This window comes from Pseudomonas sp. FP2338, assembly GCF_030687515.1.
Taxonomy (GTDB): domain Bacteria; phylum Pseudomonadota; class Gammaproteobacteria; order Pseudomonadales; family Pseudomonadaceae; genus Aquipseudomonas; species Aquipseudomonas salomonii.
The window spans coordinates 5,853,702-5,875,655 of the sequence record NZ_CP117436.1; the positions used below are offsets into that span (position 1 = coordinate 5,853,702).

At 55.3% G+C, this 21,954-nt stretch carries 22 protein-coding genes and 1 pseudogene; 9 read left to right on the forward strand and 14 right to left on the reverse strand.

The window, feature by feature from the left end; all coding sequences use genetic code 11:
* Positions 1-90: 90 nt before the first annotated feature.
* From PSH96_RS26585 to PSH96_RS26645, 13 genes and pseudogenes are all read right to left on the reverse strand, one after another.
* Positions 91-1,398, reverse strand: a complete 1,308-nt coding sequence (locus tag PSH96_RS26585) for a hypothetical protein (protein WP_305456140.1) — start codon at positions 1,396-1,398, stop codon at positions 91-93.
* A gap of 12 nt (positions 1,399-1,410) precedes the next feature.
* Positions 1,411-1,929 carry a tyrosine-type recombinase/integrase gene (locus PSH96_RS26590; protein ID WP_305456142.1) on the reverse strand — a complete coding sequence of 173 codons (519 nt, stop codon included), beginning with the start codon at positions 1,927-1,929 and terminating at the stop codon, positions 1,411-1,413.
* Positions 1,922-3,072 (reverse strand): IS3 family transposase gene (locus PSH96_RS26595; RefSeq protein WP_305456143.1). Its coding sequence is split into 2 segments (ribosomal slippage): positions 1,922-2,838 and positions 2,838-3,072, totalling 1,152 coding nucleotides; the frame shifts between segments, so codons are not numbered across the junction. The genes PSH96_RS26590 and PSH96_RS26595 overlap by 8 nt, the downstream gene beginning before the upstream one ends.
* A gap of 65 nt (positions 3,073-3,137) precedes the next feature.
* Positions 3,138-3,401, reverse strand: a pseudogene (locus tag PSH96_RS26600) (hypothetical protein); the annotation flags it as partial.
* Entirely contained in the window at positions 3,398-3,787 is a 390-nt protein-coding gene (locus PSH96_RS26605) for a hypothetical protein (protein WP_305456144.1), read from the reverse strand. The gene PSH96_RS26605 and the pseudogene PSH96_RS26600, both read right to left, overlap by 4 nt.
* Before the next feature lie 311 nt (positions 3,788-4,098).
* The gene (locus tag PSH96_RS26610) at positions 4,099-6,033 is read right to left on the reverse strand and encodes a hypothetical protein (protein ID WP_305456145.1); all 1,935 of its coding nucleotides are present in this window, start codon (positions 6,031-6,033) and stop codon (positions 4,099-4,101) included.
* Positions 6,030-6,917 (reverse strand): hypothetical protein, encoded by an 888-nt coding sequence (locus tag PSH96_RS26615; protein WP_305456147.1) that lies wholly within the window; start codon positions 6,915-6,917, stop codon positions 6,030-6,032. The genes PSH96_RS26610 and PSH96_RS26615 overlap by 4 nt, the downstream gene beginning before the upstream one ends.
* Positions 6,914-7,870: a hypothetical protein gene (locus tag PSH96_RS26620; protein ID WP_305456150.1), complete on the reverse strand. Its 957-nt coding sequence runs from the start codon at positions 7,868-7,870 to the stop codon at positions 6,914-6,916. The genes PSH96_RS26615 and PSH96_RS26620 overlap by 4 nt, the downstream gene beginning before the upstream one ends.
* Positions 7,867-8,943 carry a GTPase-associated system all-helical protein GASH gene (locus PSH96_RS26625; RefSeq protein ID WP_305456151.1) on the reverse strand — a complete coding sequence of 359 codons (1,077 nt, stop codon included), beginning with the start codon at positions 8,941-8,943 and terminating at the stop codon, positions 7,867-7,869. Before PSH96_RS26625 ends, PSH96_RS26620 begins: the two co-directional genes overlap by 4 nt.
* A gap of 2 nt (positions 8,944-8,945) precedes the next feature.
* Positions 8,946-10,226: a metallophosphoesterase gene (locus tag PSH96_RS26630; protein WP_305456153.1), complete on the reverse strand. Its 1,281-nt coding sequence runs from the start codon at positions 10,224-10,226 to the stop codon at positions 8,946-8,948.
* A 384-nt stretch (positions 10,227-10,610) separates the two neighbouring features.
* The gene (locus PSH96_RS26635; RefSeq protein ID WP_305456155.1) at positions 10,611-10,922 is read right to left on the reverse strand and encodes a hypothetical protein; all 312 of its coding nucleotides are present in this window, start codon (positions 10,920-10,922) and stop codon (positions 10,611-10,613) included.
* Positions 10,923-11,835: 913 nt separating this feature from the next.
* The gene (locus tag PSH96_RS26640; protein WP_305456157.1) at positions 11,836-12,237 is read right to left on the reverse strand and encodes a type II toxin-antitoxin system HicB family antitoxin; all 402 of its coding nucleotides are present in this window, start codon (positions 12,235-12,237) and stop codon (positions 11,836-11,838) included.
* 55 nt (positions 12,238-12,292) lie between these two features.
* On the reverse strand, positions 12,293-12,475 hold the full coding sequence (locus PSH96_RS26645) for a type II toxin-antitoxin system HicA family toxin (RefSeq protein WP_219269550.1): 183 nt from the start codon (positions 12,473-12,475) through the stop codon (positions 12,293-12,295).
* 265 nt (positions 12,476-12,740) lie between these two features.
* Here PSH96_RS26645 and PSH96_RS26650 point away from each other — a divergent pair, with 265 nt between their 5' ends.
* The 9 genes from PSH96_RS26650 to pqqE all read left to right on the forward strand — a co-directional run bounded on the left by PSH96_RS26650 (position 12,741) and on the right by pqqE (position 21,623).
* Positions 12,741-13,187, forward strand: coding sequence for an Lrp/AsnC family transcriptional regulator (locus tag PSH96_RS26650; protein WP_305456162.1), 447 nt, complete (start codon positions 12,741-12,743; stop codon positions 13,185-13,187).
* Positions 13,188-13,354: 167 nt separating this feature from the next.
* Complete coding sequence (locus tag PSH96_RS26655) at positions 13,355-15,037, forward strand: NAD(P)/FAD-dependent oxidoreductase (RefSeq protein ID WP_065929487.1); 1,683 nt, start codon at positions 13,355-13,357, stop codon at positions 15,035-15,037.
* A 10-nt stretch (positions 15,038-15,047) separates the two neighbouring features.
* Positions 15,048-15,842, forward strand: coding sequence for a carbon-nitrogen hydrolase family protein (locus tag PSH96_RS26660; RefSeq protein WP_305456164.1), 795 nt, complete (start codon positions 15,048-15,050; stop codon positions 15,840-15,842).
* 48 nt (positions 15,843-15,890) lie between these two features.
* Positions 15,891-18,248 (forward strand): pyrroloquinoline quinone biosynthesis protein PqqF, encoded by a 2,358-nt coding sequence (gene pqqF / locus PSH96_RS26665; RefSeq protein WP_305456166.1) that lies wholly within the window; start codon positions 15,891-15,893, stop codon positions 18,246-18,248.
* 158 nt (positions 18,249-18,406) lie between these two features.
* Positions 18,407-18,481: a pyrroloquinoline quinone precursor peptide PqqA gene (gene pqqA / locus PSH96_RS26670; RefSeq protein WP_003194766.1), complete on the forward strand. Its 75-nt coding sequence runs from the start codon at positions 18,407-18,409 to the stop codon at positions 18,479-18,481.
* 71 nt (positions 18,482-18,552) lie between these two features.
* Complete coding sequence (gene pqqB / locus PSH96_RS26675; RefSeq protein WP_305456168.1) at positions 18,553-19,464, forward strand: pyrroloquinoline quinone biosynthesis protein PqqB; 912 nt, start codon at positions 18,553-18,555, stop codon at positions 19,462-19,464.
* Positions 19,465-19,475: 11 nt separating this feature from the next.
* A complete protein-coding gene (gene pqqC, locus PSH96_RS26680) occupies positions 19,476-20,228 on the forward strand; it encodes a pyrroloquinoline-quinone synthase PqqC (RefSeq protein WP_305456170.1) in 753 nt (250 codons plus the stop codon).
* On the forward strand, positions 20,225-20,500 hold the full coding sequence (pqqD, locus tag PSH96_RS26685) for a pyrroloquinoline quinone biosynthesis peptide chaperone PqqD (protein WP_069787025.1): 276 nt from the start codon (positions 20,225-20,227) through the stop codon (positions 20,498-20,500). The genes pqqC and pqqD overlap by 4 nt, the downstream gene beginning before the upstream one ends.
* Positions 20,493-21,623: a pyrroloquinoline quinone biosynthesis protein PqqE gene (gene pqqE / locus PSH96_RS26690; RefSeq protein ID WP_370694318.1), complete on the forward strand. Its 1,131-nt coding sequence runs from the start codon at positions 20,493-20,495 to the stop codon at positions 21,621-21,623. The genes pqqD and pqqE overlap by 8 nt, the downstream gene beginning before the upstream one ends.
* Before the next feature lie 5 nt (positions 21,624-21,628).
* Here the strand turns inward: pqqE and PSH96_RS26695 are convergent, their stop codons facing one another.
* Positions 21,629-21,787, reverse strand: coding sequence for a YqaE/Pmp3 family membrane protein (locus tag PSH96_RS26695; RefSeq protein WP_003194776.1), 159 nt, complete (start codon positions 21,785-21,787; stop codon positions 21,629-21,631).
* Between the last annotated feature and the right edge of the window lie 167 nt (positions 21,788-21,954).

Below are 21,954 nucleotides of genomic sequence, written 5' to 3' on the forward strand. Positions count from 1 at the left end.
CGGCTTTCGTCGTTTTTGGCACTGTACTATTGATGCGTTTTCTCAACCTCATAATCCGAAAGTGTCCAAAAAGTGTCCACCGTCGTTCTCTTAGGGACTCACTCTCTGCACCGTTGTGCCTAATTTATTGGGGAATCCATGCGTGCCGTAATCAATGCGAGAGCCTTCATAGCCACCTAGGTGAAAAATAATTTCGTAGAAAAGCTTCAGATTGTTGAAAGTCAAATCCAACTGGCGCTGCTGGGCTGTGTACCCCTCACCCGCACGTACCCCATGCGCAGAATCGTTACGTAATCTCGTCCATTTACCTGGAAGCCCCTTGGAAACCGCGCCATTTTTCTCCAAGAGGTGCAACGCAGTCTTAGCCTTGAATTGCCCCGCATTGCGAATACTCCCCTTGAGCAACTCAATAACACGGCTATCAATCTTTAACTTGGAAACCTCAGATAACGAATCTTCAGCCAACTTATGAAACTCAGCATCCTGCCCTTGCGGGCCAAAATACTCTCTGAGCACCCCCTCAATAAATATGCATATAGATAAACTTGCTGCTTGAAAACCTCCTTGCCAAGCCCTATTCAACTGATACCAATAATCATAAAGCTTTTCACCTTCCATCAGAAAAAAACCATAAAAGTTTGAAAAAAAATCTTCTAAGCTTTTTCCAGGCCAAAGCGCTGACAGTTCTATTGGTGGATGCAGCTGTCTATTGGAAAGATCTGAATTTATAGAGCGCAATTCCATCCAGCAAGCTCCAGAATAATGAAACTCAACTGCCCTGACTTGGAACAGGCAACCCGAAACCATCTCAAGTACTTTTAGTATTGCACTACTGGATACTTCATCTACATGTAAACCTGAGATTGATAGCTCACATCCGTACTCATCGATACTGGCGCAGACGTTTATATCTTGGACGGTAAAATCCAAGCGCCCCTCCGGCATCGCTCCCCGCCGAGGAAAAAAGCCATTGACTGCAATAAGATAATTAACGTAGTTTTCTTCTATAGGTGCAGATTTTTTTTCGGTGCGTAGACACTGCAATTCACCTATCACAACCGCCCCATTCCGACCTAATACTCCTCGATGAGTATCTGTCTCTAAAGCGTCCCACTTCCGCCCATGTACATCTACCCCAGAAAATCTAAACGACTGTTCGGCGGTTATAACTTGCCCTGCCTCACCATAAAGGCCGGTTTGCAACGTTCTATCATTCGCCTCATCAGTCAACGCATGGTGAAGAATATACTCTAGCCTTCCATCCTTTACGGACACTGTTCCCGGACCACTATACCGTTTCGGATTGACTTCCGTATTCTGAATAATATCAATTTTACGAAAATGAACTTCTAGTTTCTCCCTTATAAACAGGTCTAACTCCCACTGAGCAAGGCTCATGCATGACTCCCTTTATTCATCTCTGTTCAATTTCGCTAATGGGTTGAGCCTCACGACTTCAACCATATGCCTAGGACTAAAATGCGCATATTTCTGAGTCATAGCTAACGTCGCGTGCCCCAACGCTTTTTGCAGCGTGAGAATATCTCCACCATTCATCATGTAATGCGTCGCAAAAGTATGCCGCAATACGTGCGTTAACTGCCCTGCCGGCAACTCAAGCCCAACAACATCCACAGCACGGCGAAATGACTCGTACCCAGGTCGAAACGGAAGTGCCTTACGCAATCGCTTATACAAGTCGTCAGCAATCGGAACAGACCGATTCTTGCTGGACTTAGTCCTGGAGAAGTGAATAAGCCTGTCGCGAACCTGCCGCACTTGCAGCCCCTCCGATTCGCCCCACCTCGCTCCAGTAGCAAGGCAAACCTCAGAAATGAGCAGAGTGTCATCCTCCAGCGTTGCCAGATGGCTCAGCAGCACATCCATCTGCAAATCCGACAGATGAATCGCCCCGGATTCTCTAGACACCTTGCAAGCTCATTGTGTAACGTTTTTCAAACTCTACCGGTGACAGCTGATTGTTGAAACTATGGCGGCGTTTTGCGTTGTAGAACATCTCGATGTAATCAAACACATCACTACGAGCATCTTGCCGCGAGGTGTAGATTTTCCGCTTGATCCGTTCCCGTTTCAGAAGCTGGAAAAAGCTCTCGGCCACGGCGTTGTCATGACAGTTGCCTCGGCGACTCATACTGGCAACCAAATTGTTCGCTTTCAAAAAACTGCGCCAATCAGAGCTGCTGTACTGGCTGCCTTGGTCGGAGTGAACCATCACCCCCTGTTTCGGTTTTCGCCTCCAAACCGCCATCAATAAAGCATCAATGGCCAAATCACTGGTCATCTGCGACTTCATTGACCAGCCAACGACCTGACGAGAAAACAGATCCAGCACCACTGCCAAATACAGCCAGCCTTCATACGTACGAATGTAAGTGATGTCGGTGACCCAAACTTTGTTGGGTTCTACGACATCAAACTGGCGCTTCAGTAAATTGGGTGAGGCGACGGCTGGCTTACCGCCGTATTTGCCAGGGCGGCGTCGATACCCTGTCTGAGAGCGCAGACCTTCAAGACGCATCAGCCTCGCCACACGATGCCGACCACAATCCTCACCGACTTCGCGCAGATCGTCATGGACTTTGCGATAGCCATAAACGCCGCCGCTCTCCAGCCAGGAATGCTTGATCAAACCCAGCAGTCGCTGGTCGTCTTTGGCGCGCACAGATTGCGGCTCAGACAGCCGGGCGTAATAAGCGCTGGGATGGACTTTCAGCGTCAGGCAAAGCCGTCGAATGGAATAGTCGCCCGCTCGCTGCTTGATAAAGGCGTACTTCAACCGCACTCCTTGGCAAAGTACGCGGCGGCCTTTTTTAAGATGTCTCGCTCTTCGGTGACCCGCTTGAGTTCGGCTCGCAGACGACGCAGTTCAGCGTGCTGATCATCATCCTGCTGCCGTTCTTGTTGAGGTTTGCTGTAGCGCTTTATCCAGGCATAGAGGCTATGCGTCGACACGCCGAGACGAGCCGCTACATCAGCGACAGGCAGCTTCTTTTCGGTCACTTGATTGACCGCTTGGATTTTGAATTCTTCGGGGTAACGCGGGTTGCTCATGGCACCTCCTAATTGGCCTCAGTTTAAGGCAAAGAGGTGTCTACGAAACCCGGGGCGATTCACAGTTCCAACTGGGCGCGCCAAGCGAGGACATGGCCACGGGTGACGGCGCGGAATTCATCGGCGCCGGTGAGCCCGACAAAGCCGCAGAAGTCTTCTAGGTCGTTTTGATAGGCGCGTCGGGTTCGCGAGTTGTCGATATTGGCAAACCATTCCACCGCCGCTGGCACAGCGGCCAGCTGGTGGAACTCGGCGGCGGTCAAACGGCGTTCAGCTGTGATCAGCTGCACGTCAGTGGTTCTAGCTTCCAGATCGGTAGTCTCTTTCATGGAACTCGATTGACATACTGTTCAGGTACGAAATAAGCGCTTCCTTGGTCCGCGAGTCCCAACATCCACTTGTCTCCGTTTTCTTTTCCAGTGCCTTGCCTGGAGCCCACCACGCGATAGGCGGTATCCAAGTTATTGTCGCGATACACCATCCGGCCTATTTCAATATCCTTTGCCTGACACCGGCGAACGTCTGTGTTTCTCCCAGATCTATCTTGCATCTCGATCAGCGCGGGGTCGCCGCAGGCGTAGCAGGTCCAACTATCCTTATCCATATCAGTGCCGAGCACCAAAGCATCTGAATCACACTCTTCATTGGTGCAGGTGTAGCTTTTATCGAAAGCGGTGGAGAGGCGTGGGGTGCGTTGAGGTTTTTTCGGGGCCATAGAATCGTCCTTTTCATAATTGGTGATAACGTATTTTATCACCAAAATCTATACACCAATCGGTTCCCCGTTTAGCAATCATCAATGAGCTTATGATCCGTGCTCTTGAGATTGATCCCCCTGCAAAGTTGTTGTATGTGTTATCGCCAGCATAGGATGGGTCCAGAGGCTGAAATATTACTCCCCCACGCCATTACCTCATGAATCATTACCAATGCTGGGCTTCTGGTGATTGGTGTTGGATCGTATGGCATGATCTGGTGATCACTTCTTCGACGGCACCAGCTCGCTACCTCCCGGGCAGAGCTGGTTCAGCCAGATATGGCCTTATAGAGCTTTTTTCCACCCTTAACATCTTTGGCGGCATCAGCCAGCATCGACAGTACCTTATGATCATGCGTTAGACGGGCAAAGCTTTGAGGTGACCAATCGTTTCGGATGTAGGCAGACGTGACCATCAGCCTAAGCCGAAGCCCGATATCCCAGTTGGAAAGCCAGCCTAGCTGTGGAAGGCAATCAAGAAGGAGGGTTCCCGCCCTTCCATGCAAGCTGTCCCTTAGGACCTTTCCATGGATTGCATCGAACAAACCTTCCACGGCTCTCTCCCCCTCATTCTTTCCGGTGCGAAGCGCCAATATCAATATGAATGTTTCGAGCGTATCCTCGGGCTCGCCCCAGAGGTCATTGGACGCTCCTTCCAGAGCTTTCCACCATGGTCCAACACCAGCGGCAAGCACCTCGGGCGTGAAACCATCGAACGCTACGAGATAATCGTAGAGAAGGCTTGTTCGAGAAATAGACCCAAGGTATTCAGAGGTGAGCAACAACCTCGGGCGCGAAAAGATCGATGACCGCCAAGCTTGGCCGACCGTCAACTCCTTGGTATTTTCCGCTTTAAGAAGCTCTTCAGCGGCGACGCTTGGGAAAGCGTCGAATACACAATCTGCAAGTTTTTTATTATCTCTAGAAATTAACAAAGAGATAAAACTAGACAGCTTCAAAGCGCGCTCAGGAACCAAGGCAAGTAGCTCAACCAACTTATCTTCGTCAAGCTGCAACGAGCCCTTCTCAAGCAACAGCTCAGGATTTTCCCGAAGCATCCGCTCCCGCAGCCGCGGTAAATCGGACGTGTCCGACCAAAACTTAGAGGCCTCAAGTCGATAGGTACATGCGCCAAATACGAGCTGTGCGATCGGCTCGGCTGCATCAGCAATCTCATCAGCGATGGCCAAAAGCTCTTCACTTCGGCCCCCCCAAAGGTCAGTGAGCCTTTGAATACCAGCGGGTGTCGGTGGCGGCAAGCCGGAACCCGTCATGTCGTGAAAGAATGCTCTCATTGTTGCCGCCTGTGCTCGCGGAATAATGGCACCGTCCACTAAATCCTGTTTCAGCAGCAAACCGTCTTGCTGAGTGGGAAATGAGTTAAGCACCATCTGCGTGGCAACAGAGCCATCAGACATGGAGATGTTGCGATCCATCACATACAGCTCAGCTAGCGGTCTGAAAGATTTTCGTTGGCGTTTAACGTCACTGCCGTACCGCCATAGAAAATCCCGCAAACCCCCACCTTGCTGCACGTCTAGCATTGCAGCAGACATCCAAGGGGGCGAAACGAAACTACTCAAATCAGAGCTGCGTATCCCACCTATTTGGGTAGAAAGGTCAAAACGTACACCAGGGCTAGAATGATGCGAACGAGTGGCGGCTGTCTGAAAACGGAGATTTCGTCTAAGCCTCGGCCATTGCTGCGACCAGACGGCGAAAAGCGGATCATCAATCTCGCCGGCGAAATCGATATCAACGACAGCACGGTCCTTCTGATAAAGGGCTATCAGCAGCTTTTTCACAATGGTGCCATCAACAACACCAGAACCTCCCGAGGGCTCAATCTTCAACGGCTCTCGATACTCGGAAATATCAGCAGGGATTGAGGGGCGCCTCATACACTTTTTAAGGGCAGCTAAGTCGTCAAGTAACTCCAGCACATTGGGATCGATCAGAAGAGCGTGGGTCCAGACGCATCCGGGTCTAGACATTTCAGGGGCTGGCCATGTTCGCATGAGGACGTATCGTCCTATGGATGGTGCAGGAACACCGGTCCAATAGCCGCCTGATTCACCGAATATTATGCCGGGGGCCATATCACTGAGCTCAGTCAATGCCGAGATCTCGGAGCCTAAAGCGAGAGAGGTGGCCAGAAGCTTATGACCATCGTTGTAACCGAACACGCATTGGTCAACTTTCATTTATGAGCCGACATGAGCCAAATCAATGGAGATGTGATGTCATGCCCTGTGTCGCTAGGTCCTACAATCTGCACTCGATTGCTTGGCGTAGGTAACTTCGCTACCTCTATGATGGCCTCGGCGTTTTCTAAGCTTACGCCTTGGGCAGAAACGCCGAATATCTCATGCTGAAAGAGTTGAGCATTGGTCCGAAGAAATTGGTCAACTAATGGCATGTGCTTGGCTAACCACAACCTGGGGGTAAGATTCATGCTTGTTGCGAGATCCCAGGCAGAAATTAGAATGGCGATGCGTCGAGTCCGCTGTTCAAATGGACGCCGCAGAAGATCGCTTAAAATCTGAACGATCTTTACTTGTTTAGGAAGAATGTGCGGCTGCCATTCCAAGCGTAGATCGGTCTCTTGCTTCGCGTCCTTGCTCTGAGCGTCACCATCGCCCGCCTCGTTCTGCGGCATACCTAAGCGAGCGTTTAGCTCCACCACGGACAATGTGTCCTCTGTCACATTTGCGCTTATGAAAAAAAGAATCCCGTCATCTTCCGATACTTCGGCGACAAAGTCAGGTCGGCACCTACGTTCAACAACCTGCTGGTCAAAAACCTCTCCCGCGAGATCTGGAAAAAAGGCGGTACCCCGAACGCCTGTGTAGCGGTTCATCAGATTGAACGAAACTGTCATGTCTCCAACTTGCGATGTGCGTGGGACCTTTTGGAAGGTACGCCACGCCTCCGCAATCTTATTTAAATACGTCAGATCGCCATCATAACCATCTAGGACCAAGCTGCACTCTGCCTCATCCGACTCAATAAGATGCCAAAGGGCTGCTAGAAAAGTGGTCTTACCCGATTCGGGCAAGCCCATGACCACGAAGCGTGCATTCATCATCGCTCATTCCTCCTCAGTAGAAGTCGGTCGCACTCATCTGTTAACACCGGTATTTCCAGATCTGCATCTTTTAAGAGCGGGGAACGCTCCAGCCAGCTTCTAAAAAGAGGCGCAACCCCCATGGCGGGCTCGACTACGCCCTTGGGATCACGGGCCGCTGTCCGAAAGACTTCTACTGTGTAAAAGCTCGAATAGAGATTGGTTATCCGTTGCTCGAATTCCGTGAGCGCATCTCTTGCGCGATTGGCTTCGTCATCATCGAGGAGATCAAATTTGGTGGTAACGACCTGAACCCGACAAATCGGGCTAATCGTCCGCGTTTCATGGAGGGCACGTATGATGTTCCTTACGGACGCGAACACCTCTGCCCGCTTGAGGTCATCGCGCACACGCTCACCATCAACGATAAATGCGATGGCCGCTGCGCGACGTAGCTCAATCATTTCTGAACTACGCTTGGGATTATCACGAATCTCACGATAGGTTTCCCCCGCGCGCTCAGAAATCAGCAAGTCACGGCGTGACTGAGGACTTGATACATCAGCGACGGCTAGGTGAAAAAAACGCAAACCATCCCGAACGGAAGTCCTCAACGTATCGGGTGAAGTCGCTCCCGACTCAGCTCGGGATTGAAAGCTTTTGATTTCAAACCCAGTTAGACTCCAACTGCTGGCGAAGAGTTTTTCCGCGAACGGCCCCTGGAGAAACCGTTCGTAGATCTCCGCCACCAAGGTAGTCTTTCCACCATTCCGCTCTCCCACGACTGCGACAACCGATGCAGCGCGCCAGCGCAATAGTTCGTCCGCATCCTCTACCTCAAGCAATGTAGTGAGCGGAAGTACAGCCCAAGTCGAGTCAAGGATCGGAGAATCTTCGTCTACCGGTTGCTCGAAAACATCGACATCTTCGTCGACGCCTTCAATTTCATTGACGTCGTCTCTTTCTACCGTCACAAGAGTTGCCCCAGTAGATGTTCACGATAAAGCTGCTCGGCCAGGACTACCGGCTCGAAGCTGGTGCCTGCGTCTAAACCAGTGAGTTGTTTAAACCGCGCATGCCAAGCGCCAGGTCCAAGCGTACGGGCTAGATCGATAGCCGTAGAAATAGGAACAAGCTGCACCGGAACATCCGTGTTGATGTTCAAACTGTTGAGATCTTCGCCGGAGAAACTGTCGATTGTGGCTGACAGCGCTCGGGACACTTGCCCCTTAGGTTTTTTAGCCAAAGCAAGCACTCGCTGCAGCATCGTTGGTGCAGCAATCGGACCCAGAGTCGAAACAGTGGTGAGCGTTGCAAGATCTATTGCTCCCGCGATCGCCGCCTGATGAATGTCCAAATTTGCAAACGGTCGGTCGAGATCGCGGCTGTACTCACCGAACAACCACCACAAAATTTGCGACTCCTCACGCATGAGCCTCATCTGACGATTCATCGCCGTAAGAGCGGTGCTGACTTGGGCAGCCGTAGATTTCGTGAGGGAATGAGATTCTGTCCTCATTTTCCCCAGTGTAATGGCGAGCTTATCCATCTCTCCATTTACTACAAGCTCGACTTCCTCTCCCACGCTCTTGGTTAAACCGGGTGCAGTGACAGTTGTCTCGATCGTTCCAAGAGATCGATTGCTTACGGAAAATCGCGCTTGTGCACTCCGCGCTACACCGATCAGCCACTCTCCCTGCGATGGGCGAACCGTACCCGCTAATGAGCCGGTGAGTATTGAGAGAATAGCGTGAGGTTTCCCGGACTCGATCAGCTCCTCAAGGGCGATCGCCGCAAGGATACGAGCCTCTCTACCATTGTTTACCAGGCTGAAACTTGCATCCTCTTTGATTAGCTCGTCACGGAACCACTCACTTTCTACGTCGGGTACCTCAAAGTAGATCCCCGCCAAATCCCAGACGCGTGCTTTCGTGGACGTTGCAGTGGATACAATTCGCTTCATGGATTCGCTACGATCAATGATCGTCTGAGAGGTAGGGTTAAGCCCTGCCTCGGCATATCGGTCCGCAAATGTTGGTTTGGCCATAATCAGCTCTTTCGTCCTTGTTCTGCAGAGGTCACAGCATCACCCAGCGCAGCAAGCATGCCCCGGTCATGCGCACGTATAAACACGCGCCGGAACCGCTCATGGTCCGGCAAACTCATGTCTTCATCTTCAAGCAGGTTGAGCCGCCCTGCGATTTCGGATTTTTTGCTAAAGGAAAGTCGGTAGAAACGTAAACCTATATCTCGAAGGGCATCCATTGCAGCTCCCTCCTCAATGGGCATCGACGAGGACTCAACCATAGGGTCTGCCAAAGTTCTTGCGAAAGATGCGAGGTTACGGCTCGGACGCCAAGGATCAAGATCAATAGTATGTGTAAAGACATCCAATTGCCTCCTATCCCGTTTTGCCTGAAATCCACCGGGCGCTCTTTGCCAGACTCTCACATGCGTACGAATAGATAAGGTACGGCTGTCCGCGGTTCCCTCCACTGATACCTCAATCAAATTGTAGCCAGGCTCCCAATCATGCTCATAACGATCAGGGTTCGCAGCACTGGCTGTCAAACGCACGTAATCTCGGTTGAGGTCGACACGATTGGTGTGCACGTGGCCGAACAGTTGAAGAGGCGCTACATCGTTCAAATGATCCTCTACAGCCCGCGCCTCAGCCAACCAGGACAGGTGGTGATGAGCCACCACCATGTTAACGGTACCTGTATCTCGAGTTATCTGAAGCGTTGCCGGATCGACGAACAGAGTACCCTCTCGGTCCCTGCTGCTAGATACAAACGACGTATTCAGGCCCCAAAGACGCAAAATAGAGCCGTCGTTTAACTTGAGGTCTCGTGAGATACGAGTCCGCTCAGGTGGCAGAAGATCACAAAAAAACTGAAGTGCAAACTGATTGTAGTTTGCAAGGCTTCTGTACAACAGCACGCAAGCCTCAGGGTCTCTTAGCTGTTTAGCAATCTCCGCACTAGGGTTTGCTGAAGCTTTGATCCGATCGTGCACCATTTGAACAAGGTTGTGATCAGCAGAGGCGCGTACCACATCATGATTGCCAGGGACCACGAAAACCGCGGACATCTCGCAACCGCACGCAGTACATAGATCTCGAAGCCAGTTTGAGGCAAAAGTGTATTCGTCAGGATCGCCCGCGAACGCAATATCACCCGAGATGACGATAGCCCCGGGAGGACCTAGGCGTTCACATTGCTGAATAACATCCTTGACCAGCTCATGTCGCAGATGAAAGTTAGGATCTTGGTTCGTACCAATTTCCTGTTTCCGAAAGTGAATATCCGACAAATGTAAAATGAGCAAAATGCCACTCCCTTGGTTTTGCGTATCCTATGCGATGTCGAGAGGTGTTGAAACCGAGCTATGAGGCAGATCTGAATTCTTCTCACGCACTCACCTCCATCTAGGGTGCCTCTCCCTCGAATAGGACCGTAAGGCAAGGTAGCCTAGCTTTCTTCGGACTTGGTTCCGATGCACTTATACGAACCCGATGGCGAGCCCGCCTATGCCCCGCAGCTTCCTGCCAACAACCCGACAGGTTCCTCAAGCGTGCTCTGGGCTGCAATATTTAAAAAGCGTCCGTTTGTAATCGTCCGGGCGGCAAGGATTGCCCTCGCCTCCTTGATGACCTGCTCCTTAATCTGCCACTTGTCCGTTCTGACCTTTCGACGTCCTTTCATTTCGACCTCATCCGCCAGAATCACCAAAGTAATCATCGTTCGCTACGAGACCTAGATCCTCCGATGGATCAGAACCGCCGTCTGCACCGAACATATTCTGAATTCGCCGCTCTTGACGAAGATATGCCAATGCTTGGAAAAAGCCCCCCTCACAGAGATGTATTTCGTAGCGTTCGCCGTCGTGATTAGCGCCGAAGCCCCATTTCGCCTGGAGGGAGCCGAACTGCAGCCCGCCGGTATCCACGCGAGTGGATGCGTTGCACACATCGCATCTGACATCAATGACTGTCTCGACTTCGACTCGTCCGATAATTTTCATTGCCAACACCTCGATTCGCGCCCTTCCCAGCTTTCAAGTCACGACCGTGCCAAAAAAGCGCTAGATACCGCCCCAATGAACCAAGACAACATTAGGGTGGCCTCTACGATTTCGTCACAAGCGGTCATTGAGTAAGCTTTTTCTAGCTTAATCACTAGTTAGCAAATCGCATTGCGCTTCATGAAGTGCTGATCCATTCTGCATAACGCGCATAGAAACTCTAACGTCATCCGTTTGAACCTGTTTTATTGCTGCATTTGAGCCATTTTTTGTGCAATAAAACGTCGTTTTAGCTAAGCCATGTATCAGAGGTGCGTTTGAGGTGTGCTGAAGGGAAAAGCCGGGGCAGTGGGGGGACATCACCGGTGCTTAATGGGCATCAAGACACGGATGGTTGCTTTTTCGGAGAGCAGGACGAGGATGAGTAATGGGTGCTTAACGGGTATCTTCGGGGCATTCAAGGGAACCTACGAGGCATTAGCGGTGCGTTTGGGGGACTAAAAAGGGGCTCAGCCCACCGTTTTGGTCCAAAACAGCGAAAAAGCGAATTTGAGGTCAGAAGCCGCACAAGAAACTCTATCGTCTCCCTCAGATGCGCCGCTTGATTCAAGTTATTAGCTTAATCAGCAAAGGACTCCTAATCGGCGAACAAAGCCAACGCGGCAGCGGAGGCGTCCTCGAAGTACATTGGCGGTACAGTCCCCAGTCGTAACCGTTTTTGCAAAACTAGCAAAAACTCAGGGTTAACAGTTGGTTAGCCCTGTTGTACCTTTGCCTACCCTCGCCTAGACTTATAAGGCCTCGGAGTGTCATTCGGTGACTCATAATCCCTTGGTCGTAGGTTCGAGTCCTACTGGGCCCACCAAACAAGAAAGCCGCGCATTGCGCGGCTTTTTCGTGTCTGGCATTCGACTCACACGGCCAACTCACGCAGCGCTGCCGTCGCCAAAAAACCTGAGCGCGATGCATAGCGATGATCCTTCTGCACTCGCTCATCAATGCGGTGCAACAACTGCTCCGGCAAAGAAGCGTTGAACCGCACCGACTTACCCAAGTACGGAGTCAGATCAAAGTCGACAATCGCCCATACGCCACCGGCGTAATCCGGATTGTCCAGATGAGCATCCACCTCTTGGGCCTGAGGAAGCTTTTCTTCGTCGGCGACCAACCCTTCGAGATGTAGCGCCAGCGCTTCCCGGACGTTATCCAACGCCTCGGAAAACGAAGCGCCTGCCGAGAAGCAGCCTGGCACGTCCGGAACGGTCACGCTGTAGTCCGAGTCGACGTCTTTGTGTACTACCACTGGGAATTTCATTGGTCATCCTCTGAACGAACTCCACCGAGCCCATCCAATTCCTCAGTCAAGCGCTTCAGTTGAGGCCTGCTGATTTGAAAATACTGTGCAGGGTGCCCTTGGCAATCTCTGACTTGGGGTGAGGCACGGTCACACGACCTCGCTTCTCAGGGTGTTTGAACTGGTGATGACTTCCCTTTACCGCCACCTCAAACCATCCATCCTCAACCAAAAGCTCAATCACCTCTCTGCTTCTCATCGCCCACCCTTCAGTGTGTATATTACACACTACCGAGCAGCAGCGCGTTTTTTGTACACACACGACACGCCTATAAAAAGTCTTCTCACCCTTCAAGCAGACCTGTGTGATGAGATGATGGAGACGTATAACCCCTTTTCGCCAGCGAACAACTGTCAGTTTTTGTGCCTACACCCAATCACATTCATCGCAGCCCCGCTCACCTCCTTGCCAACACAAGCCTGTAACATATCCGCCCACTGCACCTCGCACCGGAGCCCCACCCTTGCCCGCCCTCGACGAAATCGATCGCCAACTGATCGCCGCCTTGCAGATCAACGCCCGCGAAAGCGTAGCCATGCTCGCTCGGCAGCTGGGCATTGCGCGCACCACGGTGACGTCGCGCCTGGCGCGTCTGGAGAAAACCCAGGTGATCACCGGTTATGGCGTGCGCCTCGGGCAGCGTGTGGTCGATGGGGGGTTGCAGGCGTATGTCGGCATTACCGTTCATGCGCGTTCGGGCAAGGAAGTGCTGCGCAGGCTGAGCGCCATGGCGCAGGTGCAGCAGTTGTGTGCGGTGAGTGGCGAGTTTGATTACGTGGCTTGGCTGCGCACTGATTCGCCGGAACAGCTGGACCAGTTGCTGGACCAGATCGGCAGTGTCGAGGGCGTAGAGAAAACCACCACGTCGATCATCCTCAGTAACAAATTGGACCGTGGCCAGCCAGTTTGACCAGTCACTTCGTCATTCTGACTAAAAACAATCCATTCCGACGACACATTGCGTCTTAATAACGAACGCTACGCTCCCTAAACTGGCTGCCATCTTTTCCTATACTCAACGGGTCGAATCCCGCCGAGTCGTCAGTAAGGTCAGCCATGAGCATTCCGTCCAGCACCATCAGCAAGACCAATCGCCATCCCGCCGACGGTAAAAAACCTATTACCATCTTTGGCCCGGATTTTCCGTTTGCCTTTGATGACTGGATCGAACACCCGGCCGGCCTGGGCAGTATTCCTGCGGCCAACCATGGCGCGGAAGTGGCGATTGTGGGTGCAGGGATCGCAGGTCTGGTGGCGGCCTACGAGCTGATGAAGCTGGGGCTCAAGCCGGTGGTGTATGAGGCCTCGAAGATGGGCGGGCGTTTGCGCTCCCAGGCCTTTGAAGGCGCCGAAGGCATCATCGCCGAGCTGGGCGGCATGCGTTTTCCGGTGTCGTCCACCGCGTTCTACCACTATGTGGACAAGCTGGGCCTGGAGACCAAACCCTTTCCCAACCCGCTGACACCGGCTTCCGGCAGCACCGTGGTCGACCTCGAAGGCCAGACTCACTACGCGCAGAAACTCTCGGACCTGCCGGTGCTATTCCAGGAAGTTGCCGATGCCTGGGCGGATGCGCTGGAGGCCGGCTCGCAGTTCGGTGATATCCAGCAAGCCATTCGCGATCGCGACGTGCCGCGCCTCAAAGCGCTGTGGAACAAGCTGGTACCGCTGTGGGACGACCGCACCTTCTATGACTTCGTCGCCACGTCCAAGGCGTTCGCCAAACTGTCGTTCGCGCACCGCGAAGTGTTTGGCCAGGTGGGTTTCGGCACGGGCGGTTGGGACTCGGACTTCCCCAACTCGATGCTGGAAATCTTCCGCGTGGTGATGACCAACTGCGACGATCACCAGCACCTGGTGGTTGGCGGCGTAGCGCAAGTGCCCATGGGCATCTGGCGCCATGTGCCGGAGCGTTGCGCCCACTGGCCCGCCGGCACCAGCCTCAGCTCCTTGCATCGCGGTGCGCCACGGGCGGGGGTAAAGCGCATCGCCCACGCTGCCGATGGCCGCTTTGCGGTAACCGACAACTACGGTGACACCCGCGAATACGCCGCCGTGCTGACTACCTGCCAAAGCTGGCTGCTGACCACCCAGATCGAATGCGACGAAACCCTGTTTTCACAAAAAATGTGGATGGCCCTCGACCGCACGCGCTACATGCAATCGTCCAAGACCTTCGTGATGGTCGACCGCCCGTTCTGGAAAGACAAGGACCCGGAGACCGGCCGCGACCTGATGAGCATGACCCTCACCGATCGCCTCACCCGTGGTACCTATCTGTTCGACAACGGTGACGACAAGCCAGGCGTGATTTGCCTGTCGTACTCGTGGATGAGCGACGCGCTGAAAATGCTCCCGCAGCCCATCGACAAGCGGGTGAAACTGGCCCTCGACGCGCTAAAAAAGATCTACCCGAAAGTCGATATCAAGGCACGCATCATCGGCGACCCGATCACCGTGTCCTGGGAAGCCGACCCGCATTTCCTCGGTGCCTTCAAAGGCGCGTTGCCCGGCCACTATCGCTACAACCAGCGCATGTATGCGCACTTTATGCAGAAGGACATGCCCGCCGAACAGCGTGGGATTTTTATCGCCGGTGACGACGTATCCTGGACGCCTGCGTGGGTCGAGGGCGCGGTGCAAACCTCGCTGAATGCGGTGTGGGGCATCATGACCCACTTCGGCGGCAGCACTCACCCCGAAAACCCGGGCCCAGGTGATGTCTTTGACGAAATCGGCCCGATCGCCCTGGCCGATTAAGGAGTTAAGCATGCGTGTCGCCCTGTACCAATGCCCACCGCTGCCGCTGGATGTGGCCGGCAACCTCAAGCGCCTGCATCAATTGGCGCATGAGGCCACCGGTGCCGACGTGCTGGTGCTGCCGGAGATGTTCCTCAGCGGCTACAACATTGGCGCGGAAGCGGTGGGTGCACTCGCCGAAGCACAGGATGGGCCGTCGGCACAGGCGATTGCCGAACTGGCCAAAAGCGCTGGTTTGGCAATCCTCTACGGTTACCCGGAGCGGGCTGAGGACGGGCAGATCTACAACGCTGTGCAGTTGATCGATGCCCGGGGCCAGCGCCTGTGCAACTACCGCAAGACTCATCTGTTTGGCGACCTGGACCACTCGATGTTCAGCGCCGGGGAAGATGATTTCCCGCTGGTGGAGCTTAACGGCTGGAAGCTCGGGTTTCTGATTTGCTACGACCTGGAGTTCCCGGAAAACACCCGCCGCCTGGCCCTGGCCGGCGCCGAGGTGATCCTGGTGCCGACGGCCAATATGGTGCCGTTCGACTTTGTTGCCGACGTGACCGTACGGGCGCGGGCCTTTGAAAACCAGTGCTATGTGGCCTACGCCAACTACTGCGGGCACGAAGGCGAGATTCAGTACTGCGGGCAAAGCAGTATTGCTGCGCCCAATGGCCAGCGAATTGCCCTGGCGGGGCTGGATGAAGCGTTGATCGTCGGTACACTGGATCGCCAATCGATCCTGGATGCCCGCGCGGCCAATCATTACCTGCAAGACCGTCGCCCAGAGTTGTACGGCGCGCTGCACAAGCCCTGAACCAGCCGGTTTGTTAGCATAGGCACATTCTATGTTTCGGAAGTGCCCATGCCTGCGCCGGCCCACCCTCATCACCTTGACTTGACCCTGGCCAACGGCCTGCGGGTTTCCTTGCGTCACGCGCCGCGCCTGAAGCGTTGCGCTGCCATGTTGCGCGTAGCCGCCGGCAGCCATGACGTGCCATTGGCGTGGCCGGGCTTGGCGCATTTTCTTGAGCATTTGCTGTTTCTCGGCACCGCGCGTTTTCCCACAAGCGAAGGCTTGATGGATTACGTACAGCGCCAGGGTGGGCAGGTCAACGCCAGCACCCGCGAGCGCACCACGGACTTCTTCTTTGAATTGCCGGTGCCGACCTTTGCCGGTGGGCTCGAGCGGCTGGCGGATATGTTGACCCATCCGCGCCTGACGATTGAAGACCAACTGCGTGAGCGCGAAGTGCTACAGGCGGAGTTTGTAGCCTGGTCGCAGGATGCCCAGGCGCAGCAGCAGGTTGCGCTGCTGGAAGGCTTGGCGGCGGACCATCCGCTGCGCGGTTTTCACGCCGGTAATCGGGATAGCCTGCATGTGGAACGTGAGGCATTTCAGCAGGCACTGCGGGAGTTTCACAACGCGTTCTATCAGAGCGGGCAGATGACGTTGAGTATTGCCGGCCCGCAGTCGCTGGAAGAACTGCGAGCGTTGGCCCAGCGTTTCAGCGATGAATTGACCCCTGGCCTTCTGCGCCCCCAAACCGCACCGCCAGCATTGATGCCAGGCCACGCGCGGGGCTATCAACACGTCGCCAATAATCACCTGCACCACGTCATTACCTGTGACGCGCCTCGCCAAGCACTGGAGTTTCTCTGCACCTGGCTCAACGCTGCGGCGCCGGGTGGTTTGCTGGCCGAGCTGAAAGCACGAAAACTGGCCAATGCCATGCAGGCGACCGTGCTTTATGCGTTTGCCCGGCAAGCCGTATTGGATATCGACTTTACCCTCGATACTCAAGGCGATTCGGCTACGCAAATCGAAGCGTTGCTGCACGACTGGCTGGGCTTTTTCGCACACAGCGATTGGACGCCTTTACGCGAAGAGTTCGCTTTGCTGAACGTACGCCAGCAACAGATCCAAAGCGCACTGGCAGTGGTGCGAAATGAACGTGAAGACCTGTCGGAACAAGGCGCTGCCGCACTGAAAGAGCTGCTTGATTCGCTGCACCTTAAACCGTCCGAACACCCTTGGCAGTTGCCGCCCAGCAACCCGTTCCTGCGTCCAGCTGCCAAAGAACAACGCGCTGGGCTGATCCGTGGCCAGACCAGCGCCCACCGCGGTTTGCGCACCTTCGCCCAGGACCGCTCCCGAGGCCGTCAGGAAGTGTCGGGGCTGACCTTCAGCCAGGCATTGGCGGATGACACCGATGAAGGCGCGCTGTATCTGCAATGGCGGTTTGATAACGCAGCGCCCGCAGGACTGGAGCACGGGTTGCAGACGCTGCGCGAGAACGCTCGTCAGGCGGGTGTTGAGTTGTCTTTCGAAACGATCGGCAATGAATGGTTGGTGAAGATGATAGGTCTTCACGAACCGATGCCGGCAGTGCTGGAAGCCTTGGCGCAGCGCTTAAGCCAACCGACGGAAGCCGCACCCGCCGCGACTCCCATGATCGCCATCCGAGAGTTGCTCAAGGCGCTGCCGACTTGCTGCAGCGGCACTCACTCCGGGCCAGTGTCATGGGCGACTGCTCGATGGCATGGGCTCGGCTTTGGGCTACCGGCCGCTTGTGAAGCCGCGATCAAAACCTCCGCAGCGCGGCTGCCTGGGCAGGCGGCAAGTATCGAGCACACACCGCCAACCCTCGACGGCCAGAAGCTCTGGCACAGGGTGAAAACAGACGCCAACGAAGCCGCTTTGCTGCTGTTTTGCCCAGCGCCGACGCCAACCTTGGCCGACGAAGCCGCGTGGCGACTGCTTGGTCATCTGCTGCACGGGCCGTTTTACCAGCGTCTGCGGGTCGAGCTGCAAATTGGTTACGCCGTATTCAGCGGTATCCGACAGATCAACGGGCACACCGGGCTGCTGTTTGGCGTGCAGTCCCCCAGCGTTTCACTGAGCGGGATCGTCGATCACCTGCAGACCTTTCTGAAGCAGCTACCGACGTTAATCGACCACAGCCCAGACCTGGGCAACCAGGCCCTGGCGCAGCAATTCAGTGCCCAGCAACTGCCGCTCAGCCAAGCCGCCGAGCTGCTGTGGCAGGCGCAGTTGGCGGGCCACCCGACGGGTTATCTTGACCAACTACAACAGTTGATACAAAACCGCACACGCGAGGATCTGCAGCGCGCCGCCCAGCAGCTCAACGATGCCTCAGGCGGCTGGCGCTGTGTGGCCAACGGCCCGCGAATCAACGATTCCTGGCAACCGGCAGGCTGATCGTTGCCAACCCTGCAACAGGCTTTTTCCGTCAAGACAGCGCTAACTTGAAAAGAATTGCGTAATATTCATACGCAATATCTGAACATCTCCGATAGGAGGTGGACTATATGTATTACTTGGTAGTGAACGTCCCATCCCTTGGTAGGAGTATGAATATGACCTGGTCCAAACCCGCTTACACTGATCTGCGTATCGGTTTCGAAGTCACCATGTACTTCGCCAGCCGTTGATTGGCTGAGTAATACAACGCCTCGGTTCGCCCGGGGCGTTTTTGTTTTGAGCTTTGCGTGATGGAGCAATCATGTTTGTCCAGATTCTAGGTTCCGCCGCCGGCGGTGGCTTCCCGCAGTGGAACTGCAACTGCGTGAACTGCGCAGGCTTTCGCGACGGCAGCCTGCGCGCCCAGGCGCGTACCCAGTCGTCCATCGCGATCTCCGACGATGGCGTGAACTGGGTGCTGTGCAATGCTTCGCCGGATATCCGTGCGCAACTGCAAGGCTTTGCGCCAATGCAACCCGGTCGTGCCCTGCGCGATACCGGCATCAGCGCAATCATCCTGATGGACAGCCAGATCGATCACACCACCGGTCTCTTGAGCTTGCGCGAAGGTTGCCCGCATCAGGTGTGGTGCACCGACATGGTCCATGATGACCTCAGCACCGGTTTCCCGCTGTTCACCATGTTGACCCACTGGAACGGCGGCCTGGCCTGGAACCGTATCGAGCTGGACGCCAGCTTCACGATCCCGGCCTGCCCGAACCTGCGCTTCACCCCGCTGCCCTTGCGCAGCGCCGCACCGCCCTACTCGCCGCACCGCTTCGACCCGCACCCAGGCGACAACATCGGCCTGATCGTCGAAGACCTGCGCACCGGCGGCAAGCTGTTCTATGCGCCGGGCCTGGGCAAAGTCGATGCGCCGCTGCTGGAAATCATGGCAGGCAGCGACTGCCTGCTGGTGGACGGCACGATGTGGGACGACGATGAAATGCAGCGCCGTGGCGTCGGCACCCGCACCGGCCGCGAGATGGGCCACCTGGCGCAGAACGGCCCCGGTGGCATGCTCGAAGTACTGGAGCAGCTACCCAAGCAGCGCAAGGTGCTTATCCACATCAACAACACCAACCCGATCCTCGACGAAGACTCCCCCGAGCGCGCCGAGCTGGTGCGGCGCAATGTCGAAGTGGCTTACGACGGCATGAGCATTGAATTGTAGGAGCAGACGAAGTGACTGACACACCGTTGACCACCGCCGAGTTCGAAGCCGCCCTGCGGGCAAAGGGCGCGTTCTACCATATCCATCACCCGTATCACGTGGCGATGTACGAAGGCCGCGCCACCCGCGAGCAGATCCAGGGCTGGGTCGCCAACCGTTTCTACTATCAGGTGAACATCCCGCTCAAAGACGCCGCGATCCTGGCCAACTGCCCCGACCGCGAGGTCCGCCGCGAGTGGATCCAGCGCCTGCTCGACCACGACGGCGCGCCCGGTGAAGACGGCGGTATTGAAGCCTGGTTGCGCTTGGGCCAGGCCGTCGGCCTCGACCCCGACCAGTTGCGCTCCCAGGAGCTGGTGCTGCCCGGCGTACGGTTTGCGGTGGATGCCTATGTCAACTTTGCCCGCCGCGCCAGCTGGCAGGAAGCCGCCAGCAGCTCGCTGACCGAACTGTTCGCACCGCAGATCCACCAGTCGCGCCTCGACAGCTGGCCGCAGCACTACCCGTGGATCGACCCGGCCGGTTATGAGTATTTCCGTACGCGTTTAGGCCAGGCGCGTCGTGATGTGGAACATGGTTTGGCGATCACGCTGCAGCACTACACCACCCGCGAAGGCCAGGCACGCATGCTGGAAATTCTGCAGTTCAAACTCGACATTCTATGGAGCATGCTGGATGCCATGAGCATGGCCTACGAACTTAAACGCCCGCCGTATCACAGCGTGACTGAGCAGCGGGTCTGGCATAAAGGGATCACCCTATGAGCTTTGATCGCAGCAAAACTCCGAGCTGGCGCCAGGGCTATCGCTACCAGTACGAACCGGCGCAAAAAGGCCATGTGCTGCTCTACCCCGAAGGCATGATCAAGCTCAACGACAGCGCCGCCTTGATCGGCGGGCTGATCGACGGCGAGCGCGACGTGGCCGCCATCATCGCCGAGCTGGATAAACAATTCCCCGGCGTGCCTGAACTCGGTAAAGACATTGAGGATTTCATGGAGGTCGCCCGTGCTGAGCACTGGATCGAACTTGCCTGAAAAGCCACCGATTGGCCTGCCACTGTGGTTGCTTGCCGAGCTGACTTACCGCTGCCCGTTGCAGTGCCCGTATTGCTCCAACCCGCTGGATTTTGCCGAGCAGGGTAAAGAGCTGAGCACCGAGCAGTGGATGAAGGTGTTTCGCGAAGCGCGGGAAATGGGCGCTGCGCAGCTGGGGTTTTCCGGCGGTGAACCGCTGGTGCGCCAGGACCTTGCCGAACTGATCGCCGAGGCGCGCAAGCTGGGTTTCTATACCAACCTCATCACTTCTGGCATCGGCCTTACCGAGCAGAAGATCAGCGACTTCAAGAAGGCGGGCCTCGACCATATCCAGATCAGTTTCCAGGCCAGCGATGAGCAGGTGAACAACCTGCTGGCCGGCTCGAAAAAAGCCTTCGCGCAAAAGCTGGAAATGGCCCGCGCGGTAAAGGCCCACGGCTACCCGATGGTGCTGAATTTCGTTACCCATCGGCACAATATCGACAAGATCGATCGCATTATCGAATTGTGCATTGCCCTGGAGGCAGACTTCGTCGAACTCGCCACTTGCCAGTTCTACGGCTGGGCGCAGCTCAATCGTGTGGGCTTGCTGCCGACCCGGGAACAACTGGTACACGCCGAACGCATCACCAACGAGTACCGCGCCAAACTCGAAGCCGAAGGCCACCCGTGCAAGCTGATCTTCGTGACACCCGATTACTACGAAGAACGCCCAAAAGCCTGCATGAACGGCTGGGGCAGTATTTTTCTGACAGTCACACCGGACGGCACCGCCCTGCCTTGCCACGGCGCCCGACAGATGCCAGTGCAATTTCCCAATGTGCGCGACCACAGCATGCAGCACATCTGGTACGACTCGTTTGGCTTCAACCGCTTTCGCGGCTACGACTGGATGCCCGAGCCGTGCCGTTCATGCGATGAAAAGGAAAAGGACTTTGGCGGCTGCCGTTGCCAGGCGTTCATGCTCACGGGCGATGCGAGCAATGCCGACCCGGTGTGCAGCAAGTCTGAGCAGCACGGCATCATCCTCAAGGCGCGGGAAGAAGCCGAGCATGCCACACAGACCATCGAGCAGTTGGCCTTTCGCAACGAGCGCAATTCACGGTTCATCGCAAAAGGCTGACGGCCTCAGCGCTTGGCGATGATGTACACCGCGTGGATGATGCCGGGGAAGTAACCGCACAGGGTCAGCAGGATGTTCAGCCAGAACGCCCCGCCGAAACCCACTTGCAGGAACACACCCAATGGCGGCAGCAGAATGGCGATGATGATACGAATGATGTCCATGGGTAAGCTCCAAAAAATCGGCTCGTGTAAGCCGTGTAGCTAATCGACCTTGGGCGTTCGTGAGGGTTCAGTGGGATCTGGCGTTGGGCCATCCTGAAGTGAGCAGACAAAAAAACGCCCCCAGCCAAAAGAATCAGGCTGGAGGCGCCGCGTATGCCGCGAGACGG